The 18,679-nt window shown below is 40.7% G+C and carries 10 protein-coding genes; all 10 read right to left on the bottom strand.

The features are described 5' to 3' along the window. Positions 1–126: 126 nt before the first annotated feature. Complete coding sequence (locus ACWPWY_RS21005; RefSeq protein WP_454193530.1) at positions 127–849, bottom strand: response regulator; 723 nt, start codon at positions 847–849, stop codon at positions 127–129. A 4-nt stretch (positions 850–853) separates the two neighbouring features. Continuing rightward, a complete protein-coding gene (locus ACWPWY_RS21000) occupies positions 854–2,014 on the bottom strand; it encodes a sensor histidine kinase (RefSeq protein ID WP_191800518.1) in 1,161 nt (386 codons plus the stop codon). A 47-nt stretch (positions 2,015–2,061) separates the two neighbouring features. Next, positions 2,062–4,773 (bottom strand): stalk domain-containing protein, encoded by a 2,712-nt coding sequence (locus ACWPWY_RS20995; protein ID WP_454193529.1) that lies wholly within the window; start codon positions 4,771–4,773, stop codon positions 2,062–2,064. Positions 4,774–5,075: 302 nt separating this feature from the next. Further along, positions 5,076–6,278 (bottom strand): methionine adenosyltransferase, encoded by a 1,203-nt coding sequence (gene metK / locus ACWPWY_RS20990; RefSeq protein WP_454193528.1) that lies wholly within the window; start codon positions 6,276–6,278, stop codon positions 5,076–5,078. 237 nt (positions 6,279–6,515) lie between these two features. Then, positions 6,516–6,791, bottom strand: a complete 276-nt coding sequence (locus ACWPWY_RS20985; protein ID WP_454193527.1) for a small, acid-soluble spore protein, alpha/beta type — start codon at positions 6,789–6,791, stop codon at positions 6,516–6,518. A 327-nt stretch (positions 6,792–7,118) separates the two neighbouring features. After that, positions 7,119–7,628, bottom strand: a complete 510-nt coding sequence (locus ACWPWY_RS20980; RefSeq protein WP_454193526.1) for a hypothetical protein — start codon at positions 7,626–7,628, stop codon at positions 7,119–7,121. Positions 7,629–7,762: 134 nt separating this feature from the next. Then, positions 7,763–10,135 carry a hypothetical protein gene (locus ACWPWY_RS20975; RefSeq protein WP_454193525.1) on the bottom strand — a complete coding sequence of 791 codons (2,373 nt, stop codon included), beginning with the start codon at positions 10,133–10,135 and terminating at the stop codon, positions 7,763–7,765. A 557-nt stretch (positions 10,136–10,692) separates the two neighbouring features. Further along, positions 10,693–13,734: a hypothetical protein gene (locus tag ACWPWY_RS20970; RefSeq protein WP_454193524.1), complete on the bottom strand. Its 3,042-nt coding sequence runs from the start codon at positions 13,732–13,734 to the stop codon at positions 10,693–10,695. 494 nt (positions 13,735–14,228) lie between these two features. Continuing rightward, positions 14,229–14,570, bottom strand: a complete 342-nt coding sequence (locus ACWPWY_RS20965; RefSeq protein ID WP_454193523.1) for a hypothetical protein — start codon at positions 14,568–14,570, stop codon at positions 14,229–14,231. 145 nt (positions 14,571–14,715) lie between these two features. Beyond that, positions 14,716–18,609, bottom strand: a complete 3,894-nt coding sequence (locus ACWPWY_RS20960) for an S-layer homology domain-containing protein (protein WP_454193522.1) — start codon at positions 18,607–18,609, stop codon at positions 14,716–14,718. Between the last annotated feature and the right edge of the window lie 70 nt (positions 18,610–18,679).

Here is an 18,679-nt window from a genome sequence, read left to right as displayed (position 1 = left end):
CTTGCGCCATATGTATGCCTATGGGGCGGCAAAAGGCTGCTTACGATAGCTTGTACGTTCTCACTCCAGCATTTCCCCCGAAAAGTTACACCCCTATTTTCTTCTCATGCTAAAGTTGATCCTACGTTATAGAGTGACCCAACCATATTTAATGGAATTAATTACGGCTTGCGTCCGGTCATCAACTTCCATCTTCTGTAAAATGCTACTCACATGGTTCTTCACGGTTTTCTCACTGATGAACAAGAATTCGCCGATCATTTTGTTGCTCTTACCTTCTGCCATTAAACGGAGCACTTCTGCTTCACGACGTGTCAGTGGATTATTATCTCCAGCAACAAACTTCACGCCTGCTTCTTTTACGCCGCCATCATTCATCGCACCTGTTTCATTCAGATAAGTCATACGGCGAAGCTGCATAATCAGTTTCCCTGTAACTTTTGGATGAATAAATGCGTACCCTTCGTGCACGGAACGAATTGCGTTGATCAGAGACTCTGCCTCCATATCCTTCAGCAAATATCCATTTGCTCCTTTACGAAGCGTTTCAAACACATAACTTTCATCATCATGAATAGACAAAATAATAACTTTCACATCTGGGAACATCTCTCTCAGCTTTTCTGTCGCTTCCACACCGTTTTCAATCGGCATGTTGATGTCCATAAGAACGATATCCGGCTTGATCTGATTACAGAATTCAAGTACCTGGATTCCATCGCCGCATTCGCCGATGACCTCAATATCGTCCTCCATGTTCAGTATGCGTTTCAATCCTTCACGAAACAGCTGATGGTCGTCAGCTAGTAATACTTTGATATCTGCCTTATTCATGTTCTGGTTTTCCATCCTGTTACTCCTTTCCCTTCTCCACGTTTGTCGGGATATGAATCACGATCTTAGTGCCTTGATTTTCTCCTGATTCAATCTCCATTCGGCCTTCGAGCAGTTCTACCCTTTCTCGCATCCCTATTAACCCAAAATGAGAGTGATCCTTACTTCTCTCTTCTAATTTCTCTGGTTTAAATCCAAGACCGTTATCCTGCACGACGATCTTGACCAGCTGAGCCTGAAAAGTAATCTCGACGACCACATAAGTGGGATAAGCATGCTTGGCTGCATTCGACAAACCTTCTTGCACTAATCGATAAATCGCTGCCTCCATAGCGGAAGACAAACGGTGTTCTTTCCCTCTAGTTTCAAACAGTGAACGAATTTTGGTTTTTTCCTCAAAATCCTGCACGTATTTACGAAGTGTGGGAATTAAGCCCAGGTCATCTAGGGCCATTGGACGTAAATTGAAAATTACTTTTCGCATTTCCCCAAGGCTAGAACGAACTTGTTTTTTCAAATCTACTATTTCGGCCTGTACCATCTTAAAATCCTGCTTAGCCAGCATTCTTTCTACAATTTCCGTCCTAAGCACTAGGTTAGCAAGCATTTGTGCGGGTCCATCGTGAATTTCACGAGCGATTCTTTTCCGCTCTTCCTCCTGGGCCAAGATGATCTTGAGACCAATCATTTGTCTGTTTTTAGCGGACTCAATAATCCGTGTCACCTGACCCAATTCACCAGACAGATATTCCATAACAACATTCATCTGAGAACCAATTGTCTCGGCTCTTTCTACAGATGCCTCGATACTGCGCGCACGTTTTTGCAAATCATCACGGCGTGCTTTGAGGTACATTTCTTTTTCTCTGTAAATCATCAAATCCAGCTGCAACTGCGTAGCCTTTTCATAGGCTTGCTTGATATCATGTTCAGAGAATCGGACAAAATCTCGGCTGACTTCGGTCAGTCGGATTCGAGACCTGCGGAAATTGAGTTCCAGTTGATCTACCTTTTCTATCGTTTCGGCCGTCTCTTTCAGGATAGATTGTACTTCCTGATTAAGTGCTTTAAGCTCGGTACGAGACGAGTCCATGATTTCAAAAATTTGATATTTACTACTTTCCATGACCTGCATGGCGTTTTTTATAACGCGATCGAGAGCATCTGCTTGAAAGTCCACGTATTTTCGACTCCATTCCTAACGTTTCCAGGATATATCATACCATATCACGAGTCGATGGTGACGGTCTTCGTTTTCTGTTCCCATTTTACAGTCAGTCCAAGCTGTTCAGAAACAAGTCTTAGAGGGACTAAAGTCCTACCACCTGATATATAAGGTGCCACACTCGCGTTTTGACGTTGCCCATTGATTACAAATTCTTTCTGGCCAACCGTCAGATCTATTAATTTACCACCGCGTAGAATGGTCACTCGCTGGTTTTTACTATCCCAGGTTGCCTGTCCCCCAAACACATCAAGCACATGCTTAATAGGAATGTAGGTAGCATTATTTTTCAGTACGGGCGCTGCATCAATGGTTCTCTTTTGACCGTTAAATAACATCGATTTTTGTCCTAAAACAAGCTTGGCGACTCCCTCAGGCAGACCAGCCTCACTTGATAGAGATGGCATTGTAAATGCTATATTATCAAATGCAACGGTTCCTGTCATGGCTCGCTCGTCCTGTCCTTCATCCAAATTCACAACATAAACCCGTTTTAATTTGGCCGGATATGAGATATCCGAACTACTTAAGTCCACATTCAGCTTCTTCCATCCCGACCAGTCTATATTTCTTGCCAGATCCACATACACTGTTTTCCCCTTCGCATCGGTAAGTTCTGCCCGCAGCCAGTTCAGGCTGTGATCTCCAAGAACATCTACCGATAAAGCAGTGGCTGCAGAATCAATCGTTTTGCCGGATGTCCCATTCAGCTGAGCGTAAGCATACATTTTACCACTTCCGCCGGTCATATCATAGCTGAGCTGAAGCACTTTGGAACCTGCTTTTTCCCCGGTTCCACTCACTACTCCCGCTGTTCCCGTTACGCCTGCTGCGTTCGTTGTAAACTGAACTCCATAACTTACATTCTCAAAATCTTCCCATATACTTTCTCCTGCTGCAGACAGAACGACTACGGTACTAAATCCATCATAACGACCAATCGCATAACCGACAGTTGCCCCTGTATTAATAGAAGAAACGGTTAATTTATCACCCTTCACACTGCCTTTAAAGCCAATAAACTCCCATTTCAGTGCATCCGCGCTAAGCGAAACGGTTTGTCCATCTTTCGTCGTTGCCGTCACCGGGATATCGATGCTGGTTCCTGCTTGTAATGAGCCCGTACCCGAACCGGCTTTCAGTGCAGTCAGATTGCTTCCGCCTACTACCGTCACTTTAATCTTACTGTTCGCTGATCCACTTACCGCTGTAAGTGTAGCTGTGCCGCCGCCCACTGCTTTGATCTTCCCGCCGCTTGTGCTGATTACCTTCCCATTACTTGATTTCCAAGTAACAGAAGATGTCCCCACATCGTAAGGGTTGTAGTACGTGTCATAACCTTTCAGGCTGTACTCTGCCTCCTGACCTACAAGAAGAGAAGAAGAACCACTGATGGCAAGCCCCTTTAACTTCCCTGCGGGAGCGAGAGAGTATACACCAAGGCCACTTACAACAGCACGCTGTTCAGTCCCATATTCTGTTGGAAACGCAAGACCGGTAGCCGTCATTCCAAGCGGTCTTGTAATCATAGTAGTAGAGCCCCCACCATCGAGGTTCATCCCTTTCCATATCCCGATACTGGTCATAAAGGATTGCATTTCTTTTAAGGACATACCGCTACTTGCACGATTATCTTGTACAGCGATCAGATAAGCATACCGACCATCCTTCGAATAACCTACAGCCGTCCGTGCTCGGTAACCTCCGATGCTTGATGTATCACGGGAGAAGGAAGTTGCTTTCCCGCTGTTCACTAGAATTGTGTGTCCACCGATCATCATTTGCAGCGTATCAGGATTCACTTTTTGACCCGTCGTCTTCGCTACTAACTTGTAATCCGTATGCACTGCCTGTCCTACCGTAAGGTTCGCAACCAACCAATCTGCCGCTTTGCCATGAGCACGTAAAATATAACCATCTGCCGGAATCGATGTGCTTAACGCACTCTTGTCAGATATTTCTTTGACAACACCATTCTGTACAAGCACTTCGGTCGGGGTTGTAGAAGGGTCGTTAGGGCGCTTAGGCGAAGTCCATGCCGAGGTATATATGTATATCGAATTGGCATGGCTGTATTTAACACTTCCTGATTCCAGATAATAATCTTCCTTATTCATACCCCGTAAAGGATAAGTAACTCCACTAGATGCCTGGACAGAACCTTCAAAGCTGTATTCATCTATCATCGGCTTACCCTCTTTGCTTACCGTCATCGCATACATCCCGGTTAGCTCGGAAGGGGTAGACATCAGGGCACCACTTGCAATCTGACCACCGATCGGTACAAGTTCGCCGCTCACATTAAAATAATCACCGTTCACACCTGCTACGGCCCCTGTTTCCTTTACCATACCACCTGTACTTTGCTTACTATTAAATGTACCTCCCTTGCCTGTCATCACATCAAGTTTCACATATGGATTATTCAGATCCACCTCAATGACATTCGCAAGAATGTTTGTTTTGACATTTGAGCGTGTTATGGTGAACTGATAATTTATCATTTTAGCACCGGACGTGATCATCTCTTCCGATAGCTTTGTTGTACTCACTGCTGCTTGCGCTATACTCGTTATAGGAAGTCCCATATTCCAGACTCCACTCGATCCAAGAACCGGAGTAACCCACAGAACGCCTGCGATCGTAATAATAAACCATTTCTTCTTCCTGCTATCCTTCTGTTGTTTCCCCGTTTGCATTCGGTTTGTTTCCATAGAAAAGCGACTCTCCCATCTTGTTTTGCAGTATCTAATAGATTCAGCCCCGAAACTCTTAAAGAGTACGGAGCTAAAGACATTTTTATCCTCTACTTAATAGACTGCAAAAAATGGAAAAAGTTACGCTCTTTTTCAGATTCCTTATATCGATTACCCATTGTCAGCATCCTGCTTCTCCAGAAGAAGGATATTCAACGCCTTTCTGGGGAAAATAAAGCGGAACATCAAAAAAACCTTCGATGATCACAATCATCGAAGGTTTGATGTGTAGAAACTTCATAGAATGAAGTTCTGATCTATTAGATGCCTGCTTGCGATTGCAAAGCTTCCACTTTGTCCACGCGTTCCCAAGGTACATCCAAATCTGTACGGCCAAAATGTCCGTAAGCAGCTGTTTGTTTGTAAATCGGACGACGCAAGTCCAGCATACGAATGATGCCCGCTGGGCGAAGATCGAAGTTATTGCGAACGAGTTCTACAAGCTTCTCTTCACTAACTTTACCAGTGCCGTATGTATCGACATTGATCGATACTGGGTTTGCTACACCAATTGCGTAAGCAAGCTGAATTTCTACTTTGTCTGCAAGTCCAGCAGCTACGAGGTTTTTAGCCACATAACGTGCTGCATAAGCTGCAGAACGGTCCACTTTTGTAGGATCCTTACCGGAGAAAGCACCGCCGCCATGACGAGCATAACCGCCATACGTATCTACAATAATTTTACGTCCTGTAAGACCTGCATCACCTTGAGGTCCACCGATAACGAAACGACCTGTTGGGTTAATGAAGTACTTGGTTTCATCGTCAAGCAGATTTGCTGGAACTACAGGAAGGATAACCTTCTCTTTAATGTCAGCTTGAATTTGCTCAAGTGTGATTTCTTCCGCATGCTGTGTGGATACAACGATCGTATCAACACGAACAGGCTTGTCTCCATCATATTCAATGGTAACTTGTGTTTTACCGTCTGGACGAAGGTATTCAAGCGTACCATTCTTACGTACTTCTGCCAAACGACGAGCAATACGGTGAGACAAAGCAATCGGAAGCGGCATCAGTTCTTCAGTCTCGTTGGTTGCAAAACCAAACATGAGTCCTTGATCCCCTGCACCAATATTTTCAGTCTCTTTATCCATTTGATCTGGATCACGGTTCTCAAGTGCTGCGTTAACGCCTTGAGCGATATCTTTCGATTGCTCATTCAGAGATGTTAGTACTGCAGACGTTTGATAGTCGAAACCATATTTTGCACGAGTATAACCGATTTCTTTCACGGTATTACGTACAATCGACGGAATGTCGATATAATCAGCAGAGGAGCTGATTTCTCCGATGACAAGTACGAGTCCAGTAGCTACAGATACTTCACACGCAACACGTGCATTAGGATCAGCTTCAAGAAACGCATCAAGAACGGCGTCGGAAATTTGGTCACAGATTTTATCTGGATGTCCTTCAGTTACGGACTCAGATGTGAATAAGTGGCGCCCTTTAACAGACATAGTAGTTTCAACCTCCCACGTATATGGATTTGTATGGTATAAGCCATCACTTTTATCCAATACAAAAAATGAACCTTTCCCGAAACGGAAAAGGTTGCAATACATCCTCATACGACATATTAACGTATTTGTCAATCGGTGTCAATCAATGATGAAATCGAATTATTTCCGCAATTTTCTAAAGAATTTTTGAATTTTCTTGGTGATTTTATTTATTCTGCTCATTATTCATTCACCTCACAGTCGGAGTCCGGCTGCATGCAACTCTGCAGAACGAACTAATCGTTTTGTCATTTCTCCACCAATGGAGCCATTCTCGCGGGAAGTTACATGTCCCCATCCGGAGTAAGAGCGGTTCCCACTCGTTGATCCCAGCTCCTCACCAAACTCTGCGTCTAGATCTTTTCCGGTGTATCCACCTACTTGGATGCCAAACTCTGCAGCAATCTCATATTTCATCTGGTCCAGCATCTGTCGGCTCTCCGGAACAAGCTTGCGATTATTTCTTGGCATAATATGATTGCACCTCCTGCATTATGATCTTGCAGGTATAGTGTCTGCATTCGGGATAAATATAGACTGGTGAAGTATTGTTACTTTTGGGAAAATGAAGCGAATTGTTCTTGGGAGTATAAATATAAGATGGATTACATTTATGCGAAGATGTAAAAAAATCGCTTCATATTATATAGGGAGTGTTTACGTTTGTTTTTCTAATGATCAGAAACCGTTTCATGAAAACAAAAAAATGTTTCACTTCATATATATAATATGAAGCGAAACATCACATACTAAACTTATTAGGAAGAAAGTATCCTTTTTTATGAGTCCTGTTTGTTACTACTTAAGGTTATAAGATCCGCGTACCATTACGGTCAGGTTATACTTATTCCCTTGCACGACTTCAATCCCACGACCTTCACGAGGGAATGATAATAAGTGGTTATTCGTGATCGCTGTTCCATTACCAAGGTCTGCACCTTGAGTTAAATCTGCCACACCGTTGCTGTCTGCAGAGTAAATGACTGCTTTACCACTACGTACAATAAACTCGGTACCTGCACCGGCAATTAGACGCTGTCCTGGTTTCACGACAACGATCTTTAGCTCATCTCCAGCGTTTGTACTTGGTGTAGTAGGGACAGAAGGAGTCGTAGTTGTGCCTCCGCTGCCTTTACCTGCATTTTTAATGGCTTGATCAACATAACTCTTCGTAACGACAGGGTCATCCGCTGTACCCGGCTGGGACGTAACAGAAGCTCCTTCAGCTGAGATATTCATGATAGAACCAATCCATATGCCACTGCCTACGGCGATTGTTGCCATACCTATTTTCCACATGCGTTTCATGATGTTCCTCCTTTAAATCTTTCAAACCCTGTTTCTATAACTCTAATGATAGAGGGTATCATGCTAGTAGACAAGAAAAAGTTACCAAAATTAATATAATCATGATATTGGATCTTTACCTGCAGCTACCCTTGTTATTTGCTATCCCACTCATCTGTTGGCAGTTCCACCGGGATTCGATTTGGATTATAGTACATCGATTGACCTGCTATTTTGTACTTCTCTCCTTGGAAAAGATCATAGATCGAGATTTGATAGGTTCCTCCTCTGCGATCTTCAAATACCTTATCATCGATAGCCCATGATAGTAACTGATTCGGTTCAAGCTTAAGATCTGTAGCAGGTACCAGTTCCTTCGTGAACACACGTCCTGTTACATCTGTCATTTCCACGACTAATTTATGCTCACTTTCCGGCAAATCATATGCATCATCTACAGTTAACGTATAATACCACTCAACCGCTACACTGCTGCCGCCTGATAAATAAGCATCGAAGGTGTGTGTTTTGATCTGATATGGGTACAGTTCCACTTGTTCAATCTTCGTGAGCGCAGTGAGCTGTTCTGGTGCAATTTCGAGTGAGGCTGCATTCACATAACCGGTAGGCTCTTCCTTAATGGAAGTCAGTTTATCTTCCGTTACACCTTCTCCGACAATTAACCTCATATCTGAGACGGTGACACGTTTCGGTATTTTCGCCCACATGGTCACAATACTCTTATCTTCCGGACCTGCAGGATATTCAATCTGTTTCACGTTTGTTTTAAAATAAAGCCCGCTCGAAGACTGATAATATCCGCTGAGCTGAGATAGTTCTGTCTGGCGGTTTTCCAGATTAGTCACTTCAAGCTCGGTATATACAAGGTCTGTACTCGTACCTGGGTATACTACTGTTTTCCTTGTTTTGACTTCTGCCTTTTTACCAAGTGTAGTGAGGGTAAATACTTTGTTTTTCTCAATCTTCAGTACGTCAGGGATGGCTCCAATATTCGTCAGCTTTAGCCATTCAAAAGACTCTTCTCCTACCTTCTCTTCTAAAGATACTTGTAGCTGGGCAATATCAAGTGCTGTCGGTACTTTAGTTAATAGATACAAGTCAATCGACTGACCTGGACCGATTAAGGATGCGGCCTGGCTTTTAATCAGTTTCGTACTTGTTAGGTCTTTGGCTGAATCCACAGTAAAGGCTCCCTGCAGTTCAGGAAGACGCATTGTTTTGACAGAAGTATTCTTCACCGTCAGCTTCGCAGATAAAAGATCACCATCTGTCCAAGGCAAACGCTGAATGGATGACCAGGTCACTCCATACGTGCCATTATCGCTTTTCACGGTTGTTTCAGATCCTAATGTATTCTGCAACGATGATGGCTTAGGTAAGATGTAGACCCCTGCTGGGTAGCTGAAGGAAGGTTCCTTTTTCTCCGGATCTTTAGGTACATTCATTTGCAGTTTAAGTGCACCTTGGGCAACGGCATAGGATACCGAGATATCCAGCTTAATTGTCTTCTCTTCATCCGGTTTCAGCGTCACATTCTCAAGTGCCTTTGTAGTGATGGGATATGATTTACCCGTTCCGCTCAGCAGTATGAACTCATACTTAGGTACAGTGATCGTTTGTTTCGCAGTATTTTTTAAATGAAATCGAATGGACAGATCGTTCTTGTCATAACTTTGGTTCACTGTTGCTCCTTCGAGCGTGGTTTGCAGTTTTTGACCGTCCACATCGATCTCTCTTGCTTTAAAAGGTGCCGTCGCAACGATCTTCGTTGTACTTGCTTTAGGCAGCTCTAACGTGGCTAGAGGCAGTACCGTCTTCGCCTCGCCTTCTTCCTCCACGAGCACTAACTCTGCTCCCGTCAGTTTTACGGCTTTAGGAATGGTTGCGAGCAGTTTTATCGTCTTGTTCTCCTGTGGCTGAATATTAAATGGCGCCGCTTCAGTACTTACCGTTTCAGCTATAAGCGGATAATTACTGCCACCTGCTGTTCTCAGCACCCATTTCGCCGTTGGATTCTCTAGCATTTTGTAACCGACATTATGCAGATTCACCGTTACTTCTGCATAGTTATATTCATTCACAGGATGTACTTCTAGCTTGGTTACTTTGACTTTAACAGGCGTGTCTCCCAAACGAATGGATTTGGACTTATTTACAGGTGTAGATAACGTATAGGATGTCGGTACATTAAAATGACCAAGGTTGTTTTCATAGTTCGGTTTACTGAAATCCCACTTCACGATTTGAAATAAAAGATCGCTAACGTTCACGCTCTTTCCAACCTTTACAAGATACGTCACATCAAGAGTAGACCCTGCGGCTACGCTCTTCTTGTCCTTGTCACGTGTAATTAGGCTCGGAGAATATAGCGTTCCGCCTTTTGTTTTTACCTTTGTCCAGTAGTCGATGAGCATGAGATTCTTGCTGTCATTGTTCTGATATGTGAGGGTATACGAGATGGTCTTGCCATCTTCTTGTGTGAGTACGTTGAGGTCGGTTAATTTCACTATGCTTTTTGAGGTTAATTTAACTGATTTTAGGTTAGACAGAGTATGTAGGGTTTTATTATTGTTTGTCGTGGTGGATTTGGTGCTCTGAGTAGTTGAGGCTTTCTTGGTAGTGGTTGTCTTAGAAGTAGTGTTACCTGTTGAAGCAGCAATAGTTTGAAGACTGGATTCTATATTCGAACCTGCGCCGAATATTTGTGTTCGAGCTCCTTGTCCATTGTATAACACATCTGATGGGGTGGATATTGAAGCGTTTTGCAAGATAGAAGTAAGTGCCTGTTTACTGTTCGATTGTAGATCTTGGATGGCTTGTATTGATTTTGTTTCTTCAGGTTCTGCACCTACTGAGGTGCCTTGTCCCAGAATGAGAGCTCAGCAGCAAAATGACAATCCATAATATTGTTTTTTGGTTATATTTATGATTCACGTAGCACCTCCAATTAATCCCTTTTTATAAAGATATTATATAGACGCAATTTTTAATAGGAAAGTTTCTATAATATAAAAAAAGGATTCGGAGTTTAACTCCGAATCCCTGCCTTTAAAACCAATTAGTATTAGTTAGTTCTAACAGCATCTTTTCCTTTGATTACATTTCCACCAAGATCTTGGATGTATTTAGCATCACCTTTAACTTCAATGGAGTAACCAGCTAGGCTTCCTTTTTGATCTACAATTTCAACTACAAAGTATGGACGATCAGTTGCGTTACCAACTGTAACATTTTTAACTGTGTAGTAGAAATCAGTTTGAGTTGTCTTAGCTGGAACTACTTTGTTATCAGATAAACGTGTTACAGTCAAATCTTGAGCATACAGTGAAACAAGAGCCGCATCAGCTTTCAAGTTTTCTGTTACATTAACCTTCACAGAATAAGTAGCATCAGAAACTGTTGTAGCATAAACACTTTGATTTGAAGCTACTTCTGGTGCAACTTCATCTTTAACTTTTGCTCCATCAATAGATGGTTTTGATACTGCTGAATCAAATCCGATTTCGTTTTGAGCAGCACCGATGAATCTAGTTCCATCGAATTCGATGTCTAGATCAGCTGGAGAGTAAACATCACGATCCAATTTAATAGTAATTGTCTCGCTGTCATTAGCTACAACATCAGTTACTCCATAAGTAGATACTTTAACTGAGTTCTTGTTAATAACACGTGAAACACTTTGATTCAATTTCACTTTGACTTCTCTCTTACCAGTAAGAGATGCTTCATTTCCTTGATCATTATAATCAACCAAGCTGATATAACGATAGTCTGCCAATTTCAAGACTTGATTAAATCCAGCAAGGTAGTTCCCTGCCACATCTTTAACACCTTGAACTCTAATTTGAGTCAACAAAGCACTCGTCACATCTGTATTATTGATAGTTACAGGCAATTCAATCACAACTGCTTTACCATCTTGAGTTACTGATAGGTAAGCATCACTTGGCAACCCAATTTCTCTACCATCGAAAGTAATTGAGTAGTTTGCACGATTCAACAGAGATGCTGGATCCATTTTTTCATTGAATACGATAACCGCACGACGTGCATTGTCTGATACATTAAAGGATACTGAACCAACTTCAGGTGCCTTAGTATCTCCTACATTAAATGAAGTTGTGTACTCAAGCATTACATTTCCAAGTACTGTGTTATCCTTGATACCAGAAACGGTCAATGTATTAGTACCCTCTGGAAGTTCAGAGAAGAAATCAACCAAGAGAATGTTTCTTGTATCAGCATCTTTGAAGCCAGCAGTTTCGATTTGACGAACTTTACCATCTTTATCTTTTACTGTAATCAATTTAGTCCACTCTTGGCCAGAAGCAAGTGGTTTACTGAAAGTCAAAGCCAATTGTTTCTTATTGCCAGCTGTTACACGTGCGTCTAGAACTTGTGGACGCTCTGTATCGATTTCAGCTTTAATCAGCTTAGAAGTTTGAGTGATTTCATTACCAGAGAAATCTTTAACTTTCTCTACGTAGATAGTTGTTTCGTAAGAAGGTAGCGCTTTATCTGTAGCAAAGTAGAATTCATATTTGTTAGCAGACAGTCTTACGATTCTTTCAGGATTGATCTTAGAGTCTCCACGTTTATGGTAAACATTAGCTTTATCCAATGTAGAGTCGTCAATATCTTCGCTGAAAGTAACTGTTAATTTTTCCAAAGTTGCTGTAGCTTCTGCAATAGTTGGAGCTGTATTATCTTCAGTTACAGTAAATTTAGTGTCAGATTTCAGAGATTTGAATCCTGCAAAATCCTCTACTCCTGTTACTGTCAGTGTGTGTTCACCAACTGTAAGTGCAGATGAAGACTTCAGAATAACTTCGCGTCCTTCAACATTTGGAGAACTGTAGAATCCTTGGCCATCTACTTGGAAGTTATTTGTGTAGGATTGTTTAACTGGCTCACTGAAAACTATTTTAATTGCTTTAGTTCCCAGACCCGTTACGCTAACAACTTCAGGAAGTTTGTTATCTACCGGAGTAAATTCGATGTTACTTCCTTCAATTGTTTTAGTACCAGCTTTAACACCTGTTACAGTAATAGTATATTTTTGTTGGTTTCTAAAAGCTTGATCTTCTTCAAGTGTAAGTGTTACTGCATTTTTAGCATCGTTCAGTACAGCTGATTTAACTTTCAGATTAGAATTCAATCTGTAGTTATCTTTTAGTTCTGCAGTTGCTTTATCAACTTCGCCATCAAACTTAACAGTTACTTCTTTTAAGTTATCAGCAGATACTGCATCAAGTTTATTTGCTGTAGTCACTACATAAGTTACTTTTACAGAGAAATCTCTGTCTTGGTGTTTGAATTTAACTTCAGTTTCTGTGTTAGGTACAAGCTCTTTGTCAGGAGTTACTTTAAGTACTTCACCATCAGTCATAGTCACTTCAACTGTTTTGGAATCGATAACTTTAGCTTCCTTAACTTGAAGGCTAAGCTCTTGATCAACTGCGTAAGCAGCGCCTACAAGAAGAGAACGGCTAGCATTGGATTGGAAGTTAGCTTTCGCATCTACTAAACCAGCGTTGATTGCTGCTTGAACATAACCTTTAGCCCATTGTGTTGCAGAGTTGTTAGTTTCAGTTGGTACTTCAAGATCAAGCGCACGTACAAGTACAGTTGCCATTTCTTGAACTGTTACAGGACCGGAAAGGTCAAAAATTTTCTTAGTTGTGTTTTTACCTTCCATGATACCCGCAGCAGATACAGCTTCTACGAAAGGAGCTGCCCAGTGTTTAGCACCGTAGTTTTTGTCTTTGAAAGAATATACGCCATTGATCTCTTTCAGACCCAGTGTTTTCGTGATTACTTTCGCGAACTCAGCGCGAGTCATTTGTCTGTCAAGGTGAGCTTGACCGTCTGGGAATCCAGAGAAAATACCTTTATCTTTCAAATAACTGTATTGTGCATTTACATCAGTAAGACCTGCTTGACCGAATGCTACAGATGCAAACATTGAGAATGCCATTGCTGTAGACAAAGCCACGGATAAAATTTTCTTCATAAACTTTTTTTCTCCTCCTGAAATCATCATATGATTAGTATTTTTATTTTTATAATTGCTGTTGTTCGTTATCGGGTTGCTCGTGTTACTCATATTTGTTACACCCCCTTCCCAGAGTTAGAGCAAGTATTCCATATAAAATGATGTCTGTGAAATTTCACAGAAACTTGTAAATTAAGCCAAGTATAAAGAAAAATAGAGTAGTTACCTAATCTTACCTTTCGTATTATACATTGTGATAATTAAGCCGTAAAGGGAATTTTTCTAATTAATAGACAATTTTCTCCATTGATTTTGATTTTCTTCCTCTTTGTTTTTGGCTAGACATACTAAACGCATTAGTTTCAAAAAAGTTGCGAGTTACACAAAAAAAATTTTCCTTTATTTTTAAAATAGTGGAAACCAAGCTTTATATTTGAATGCAAACGGCTTTTAACAAAGGTTTAGTGCATGTTTAGATTCATGAGAAATTAACCATAACTTTCAAGTTTGCATCATGCGAAATAAACTTTCTTGAAAATCTCTTCTTTTCTCAGAAAATAGAACAAAAAAAGAAGACACCGCATGGGTATCTTCTTCGTTTCTTATTACTTAATCTTCATTGCCAGATCAATAATACGAGCTCGCATCTGAGGATCTGTATTCAGGTTCGCATACATTTGTTCGATGGGCTCCTTATTCTCTTTGTATGTTTTTTCGTGCTTAATCGTAACATGAGACCAATCAATAAGTTCATTCTCTGACGCAACTAAATTATTATATGCATCGTGGAAACCTGTTTTCATCACAAGCTCTTCCATTACTTCCTGTGTGATTTCTTGAGTTTTCTTTGTCTTCTCAATTTCCATTTCCAAAATAGCAGCTTGTTTTTCAAATTGTGTCTTCGTTTTCATATAGCCAAGTTGAGCCTTCGAATAAATCGGTTTCATTAGATAATTTCACCCTTTAGAAAAATGTGTATTTTAAGTTATTGTATATCAAATACTACCAAATTACAAAAACTAGCGAAACATGTAATTACCAAAAAGAAGAAACTGCCCCCATATAGGAGCAGTCCAAAGTTGTTATACGCTACTAACTCAAATTATTCGGGAATAATTTTGTGCTTTTCTTAAACAATTCTACCGCTATTTTGGCTGCTTCTGCGCGTGTCAGAAGACCGGTTGCATTAAAGTTATACTGCGGTTTCTTTTGCCCAGGAATTGTAATGGCATTTCCTGTCATAATTTTCGCCTTATTAACAGCGAGTACAGCTGGTCTTGCATATAAGTTAATACGACCAGAGTCTACATACAGTTTAGCTAAGTTGTCCGTAAGCTTGCTGTCATTCGCGGTGAGCTTCAACTTCATAGCACGAGCTATCATTACTGCGGCCTGCTCTCTGGTGAGCGGCTGACTTGCCGCAAACACACCTTCTGTCAGACCCGTAACAATCCCTGCTCTTGCTGCAGTTTCAATATGAGCATAATCCCATGTTGTGCTTCGAGCACCTGGAACGAGATCTACAAAAGTCTGATTATTATCATAATTCAGCGGGATATTGAGTCCTTTTACAAGTAATGTGGCAAATTCTCCACGAGATGTTTGATCATCTGTTCCGAACTGATCAAAACGAACATTATTCATAAGTCCCTTAGCATACATTCCATTCAGTACATTACGTGCCCAGTTATGGTTCGTAATATCTGTGTAGCTGCGACTAAGTTTCATAACTACATAATAACCAAATTCATCAAAAGGTACGGTAACCGTATGTTTCTTGCTATCTACTATTCCTCCGATATTTACCCATTCTCGGCTGGTTGTATACTTAAATACCGTAATCGTTGAACCCACTTCATCCACAACATTGTTGTTAAAAGTAAGCGTTAATTCTCCTCTTTGTGATGGAGTAACTTGTCTTTCTACCGGGATAGCTGGATCTCCATACAACCCTTCAATTGAGTAAGGTGCAAGACCGTTCGTTGGTGACAGATAGTCTGCTGACCCTTGATTTCCTTTTTCACCAAGACCGCCACTGATCCAATACACTTTAGATACGGTAGAGAAATTCTGTTTTGCTGAAGAGGAATTAAATCTCAAGAAGTACTCATCTGGGATACTCCAAGAAGGGAGTCCTGTCTCCTCGGATGTTAATCCATTATTAGGGAAACCGATGATGTTTCCATAATCATTTTTACGTTCTACTACACCATCCTTCGGATCTGCGATTCCAAAGAGCAACTGTGTGTTCGGATAATACTTATTAATACCTCGTGAATCGGTTGATTGCATAATGGTACCTTTAGGGAACTCTAATTCAAGTCCTTTGTTGAATACACTGTATTTAGTAGCTACTTTTGGAGCCATATATTGTGAGTCTACTGCTACAGCGCCCGTATAAAATACCGAAATCGTATCGGATGTAGTTGTACTGCCACGCACAATATCAATTTTTATTGTATTCGCTTTATCCTGTTTCAAACCTACATAATCCAGCAAGAAACGGTCATTACCAAGATCTGTTCTTTTGGTCGCAGGTACTTTATCAATTAGAACTTGAGTAGCGCCTTCGGCCTCGATATCAAAGCGGACAAAGTTTTTATTAACCACATATCCGCCATCTACAGTTGGCTGTGGTGCAAGCAGGCGATATGGTTTTACTTCACGCACAAGTTCGAGTTGCTGACTTGTTTTAGCACCTGTGCTATTAATAAGCTCAAGATTATACACATATGTGCCAGCTGTTGTTGCTGGCAGGTTTTGAACTCGAATAGCAAAAGCAGTTTGACTTCCAAAATACTCATACGCATACTTCGTATTATTGAAAGTGAATTCCCCTGTATCTTTTGAGTTGCTGTTCGAGATATCTAAAGAAAATAGATTTTGAGATCCCAAATTGAAATTTACTTTGCTAGCTCCATTACCTCGGATAACAATATCATGACTTTGCAGACTCGTTGTGTATTTCCCATTGTTATAAATAAAATCAGGTGTTAAGTTGAAAATTTTGGCCCACTGTACATCATCGGTATATTCGATAGGAAATAGTACACGATTCTTACCTACTGCTGGTTGAAACTTATCTATATTAGATACATTTTCATCTAGAATATAGATCCGGATTTCTTTCCGCACTTCTCTTACTTGGTTGTTACTGTCCGCTACTGTTCCTGTAAAAATAATTCGGTTCTCACCATAAACCAAGGGACCCTTTTCCGCGGATACCTTTAGTTCTACGTCAAATCTACCTGTGCCTGTTTTAAGCCAATTTTCATCTAGCCCTTCCGGTTTCACACCATTAACAAACATCTCTCCATTAAATGCACCGTTCTTCAAATCAAACCCAATATACTGACCTTCTATCTGCAAAGATGAAGTTTCATTTGAATCTATGGTCACTGTCTGTCCATCTGACAGATTTGAAATATAGATATACGTTTTTGATATAAAAGAGATCACTGCATCTTTATACTGTGAAGAACCACTATATTGGAAACGAACCGTCTGATTCCCATTTTGAAAGCCAGATACTTTATAAATATATTCTGTTTCTGTTTCTGATATTTTCCCGATATATTCCGTTGTAATCGCACTACCAATCGGCAGATACTTCGCTGTCAGTATGGAATTTTCTTTTATGCTTGAATTTGTTTTCACAGATATATAAAAATCACCCGAATCTACCTTTGCACCATTCAAGTTTTCTTTAGAATACTTACCTGAGTCATCATATCCTTTTAAATAGTAAAGTTGATTAATTACCACTTGGTCTTTAGCATAAATAAAATCGGCTGTTTTGCTTACTGTTGTAGAGCCATAAGTAAATTGAAGATTATAATCCTGTTCACTTACTGCTTCACCATTTTGTTTAATGAATTCAAAGTTCTTAATGGCAAAGGTCACTAGTCTATAGGCAGAGTTTGTACCATCCATTCCTTGAATGACAACATCACTTCCCGGTTGAGTAGAAAGTTCACCAGACGCATTAACAGATAGTGATTCAAAATATTCAAGGTTACCACTCATATCGTTACCATTTAATTCGACTTTTTTATTTACGGAGCTACCTTGATCAGGGACAAGGGCTTGTACATAAAGATAGGCTACATCTTCATTCCCAGTCCATGTTGGTTTCCCCGTGAGCATATCATTTGCGTTTCCATTTGCATCTGCTAAATACATGCTAACAATAGGATTGCTGGTGTCATAATAATAGAGCGAATGTTTTACGGTAATTTTATCTGATCCATTCTCAATAACTAAAGATAGTGAATTGAGTCCGGGATTTAATTGTAGTTGTGGAGAAAAAAAGGTTCCGTCTGATAAAAGCGTTGTTGCGAGTGCAGCTGCTCCGTTTAGAGAGACAGTAGCTTTCGTTGCATTTTGAATTTTACCTTCTAACGTAATCTCTTTTTTAGGAATAACCACTTGTGTACCTTCATTAAGAGTTACCGGTTGAGATAATCCAAGTACCTTTAAACTTTCTACATAAGGCACTTGATCAAAAAGAACATAAAAACTTTCAGAACGAGTCATACTCCCTTGAGTTCCTGAAAACGTAACTTCATTCATTCCAGGATATAAGGAAATCGTTGATGTAAAGCGATTGTCTGGGCTATCCAAATCCAATTGAATGGTTCCTGGAGTTGTTTTGGAATCCTCTCGTTCCCATTTTCCCTTTTGCGGATTCCAGGTAAGCTGCTGCACTTTAGCATTAAGCGTGGAACCTGTCACTTTGGTATATGTTCCCGTAACCGCCAGTTTGGAATCTGTCACCTGATATACGTTCTCTCTAGTAATCAGGTTAGTTGTATCACCCTCTAGTTTCAAAAGAACCGTGTTTTTCAATGTTGTAATATCCGGTGTAAAATAGCTGGTTGATATAAAATCAGCAGCTTGTGCTGTTCTTACCAAACCTGGTGGAAATAATGAAATAACTAACGTGACTAACAGCAGCCATACCATCGGCCGTTTGATGCGCTGCATAAAATCGCTCCTTTATTTTTAATTACCTTCTATATCGGATAGCTATGTAGAAATATGAACCCAAGAACAC

The sequence above is a fragment of the Paenibacillus sp. Marseille-Q7038 genome, from assembly GCF_965111595.1.
This window is presented reverse-complemented; position numbering and strand designations above follow the sequence as displayed.

Bases quoted from the DNA above. Each gene is read 5' to 3' on its own strand.
- ACWPWY_RS21005 (WP_454193530.1), bottom strand. From the start codon at position 849: ATGGAAAACCAGAACATGAATAAGGCAGATATCAAAGTATTACTAGCT.
- ACWPWY_RS20995 (WP_454193529.1), bottom strand. From the start codon at position 4,773: ATGGAAACAAACCGAATGCAAACGGGGAAACAACAGAAGGATAGCAGG.
- metK (WP_454193528.1), bottom strand. From the start codon at position 6,278: ATGTCTGTTAAAGGGCGCCACTTATTCACATCTGAGTCCGTAACTGAA.
- ACWPWY_RS20985 (WP_454193527.1), bottom strand. From the start codon at position 6,791: ATGCCAAGAAATAATCGCAAGCTTGTTCCGGAGAGCCGACAGATGCTG.
- ACWPWY_RS20980 (WP_454193526.1), bottom strand. From the start codon at position 7,628: ATGAAACGCATGTGGAAAATAGGTATGGCAACAATCGCCGTAGGCAGT.
- ACWPWY_RS20970 (WP_454193524.1), bottom strand. From the start codon at position 13,734: ATGAGTAACACGAGCAACCCGATAACGAACAACAGCAATTATAAAAAT.
- ACWPWY_RS20965 (WP_454193523.1), bottom strand. From the start codon at position 14,570: ATGAAACCGATTTATTCGAAGGCTCAACTTGGCTATATGAAAACGAAG.
- ACWPWY_RS20960 (WP_454193522.1), bottom strand. From the start codon at position 18,609: ATGCAGCGCATCAAACGGCCGATGGTATGGCTGCTGTTAGTCACGTTA.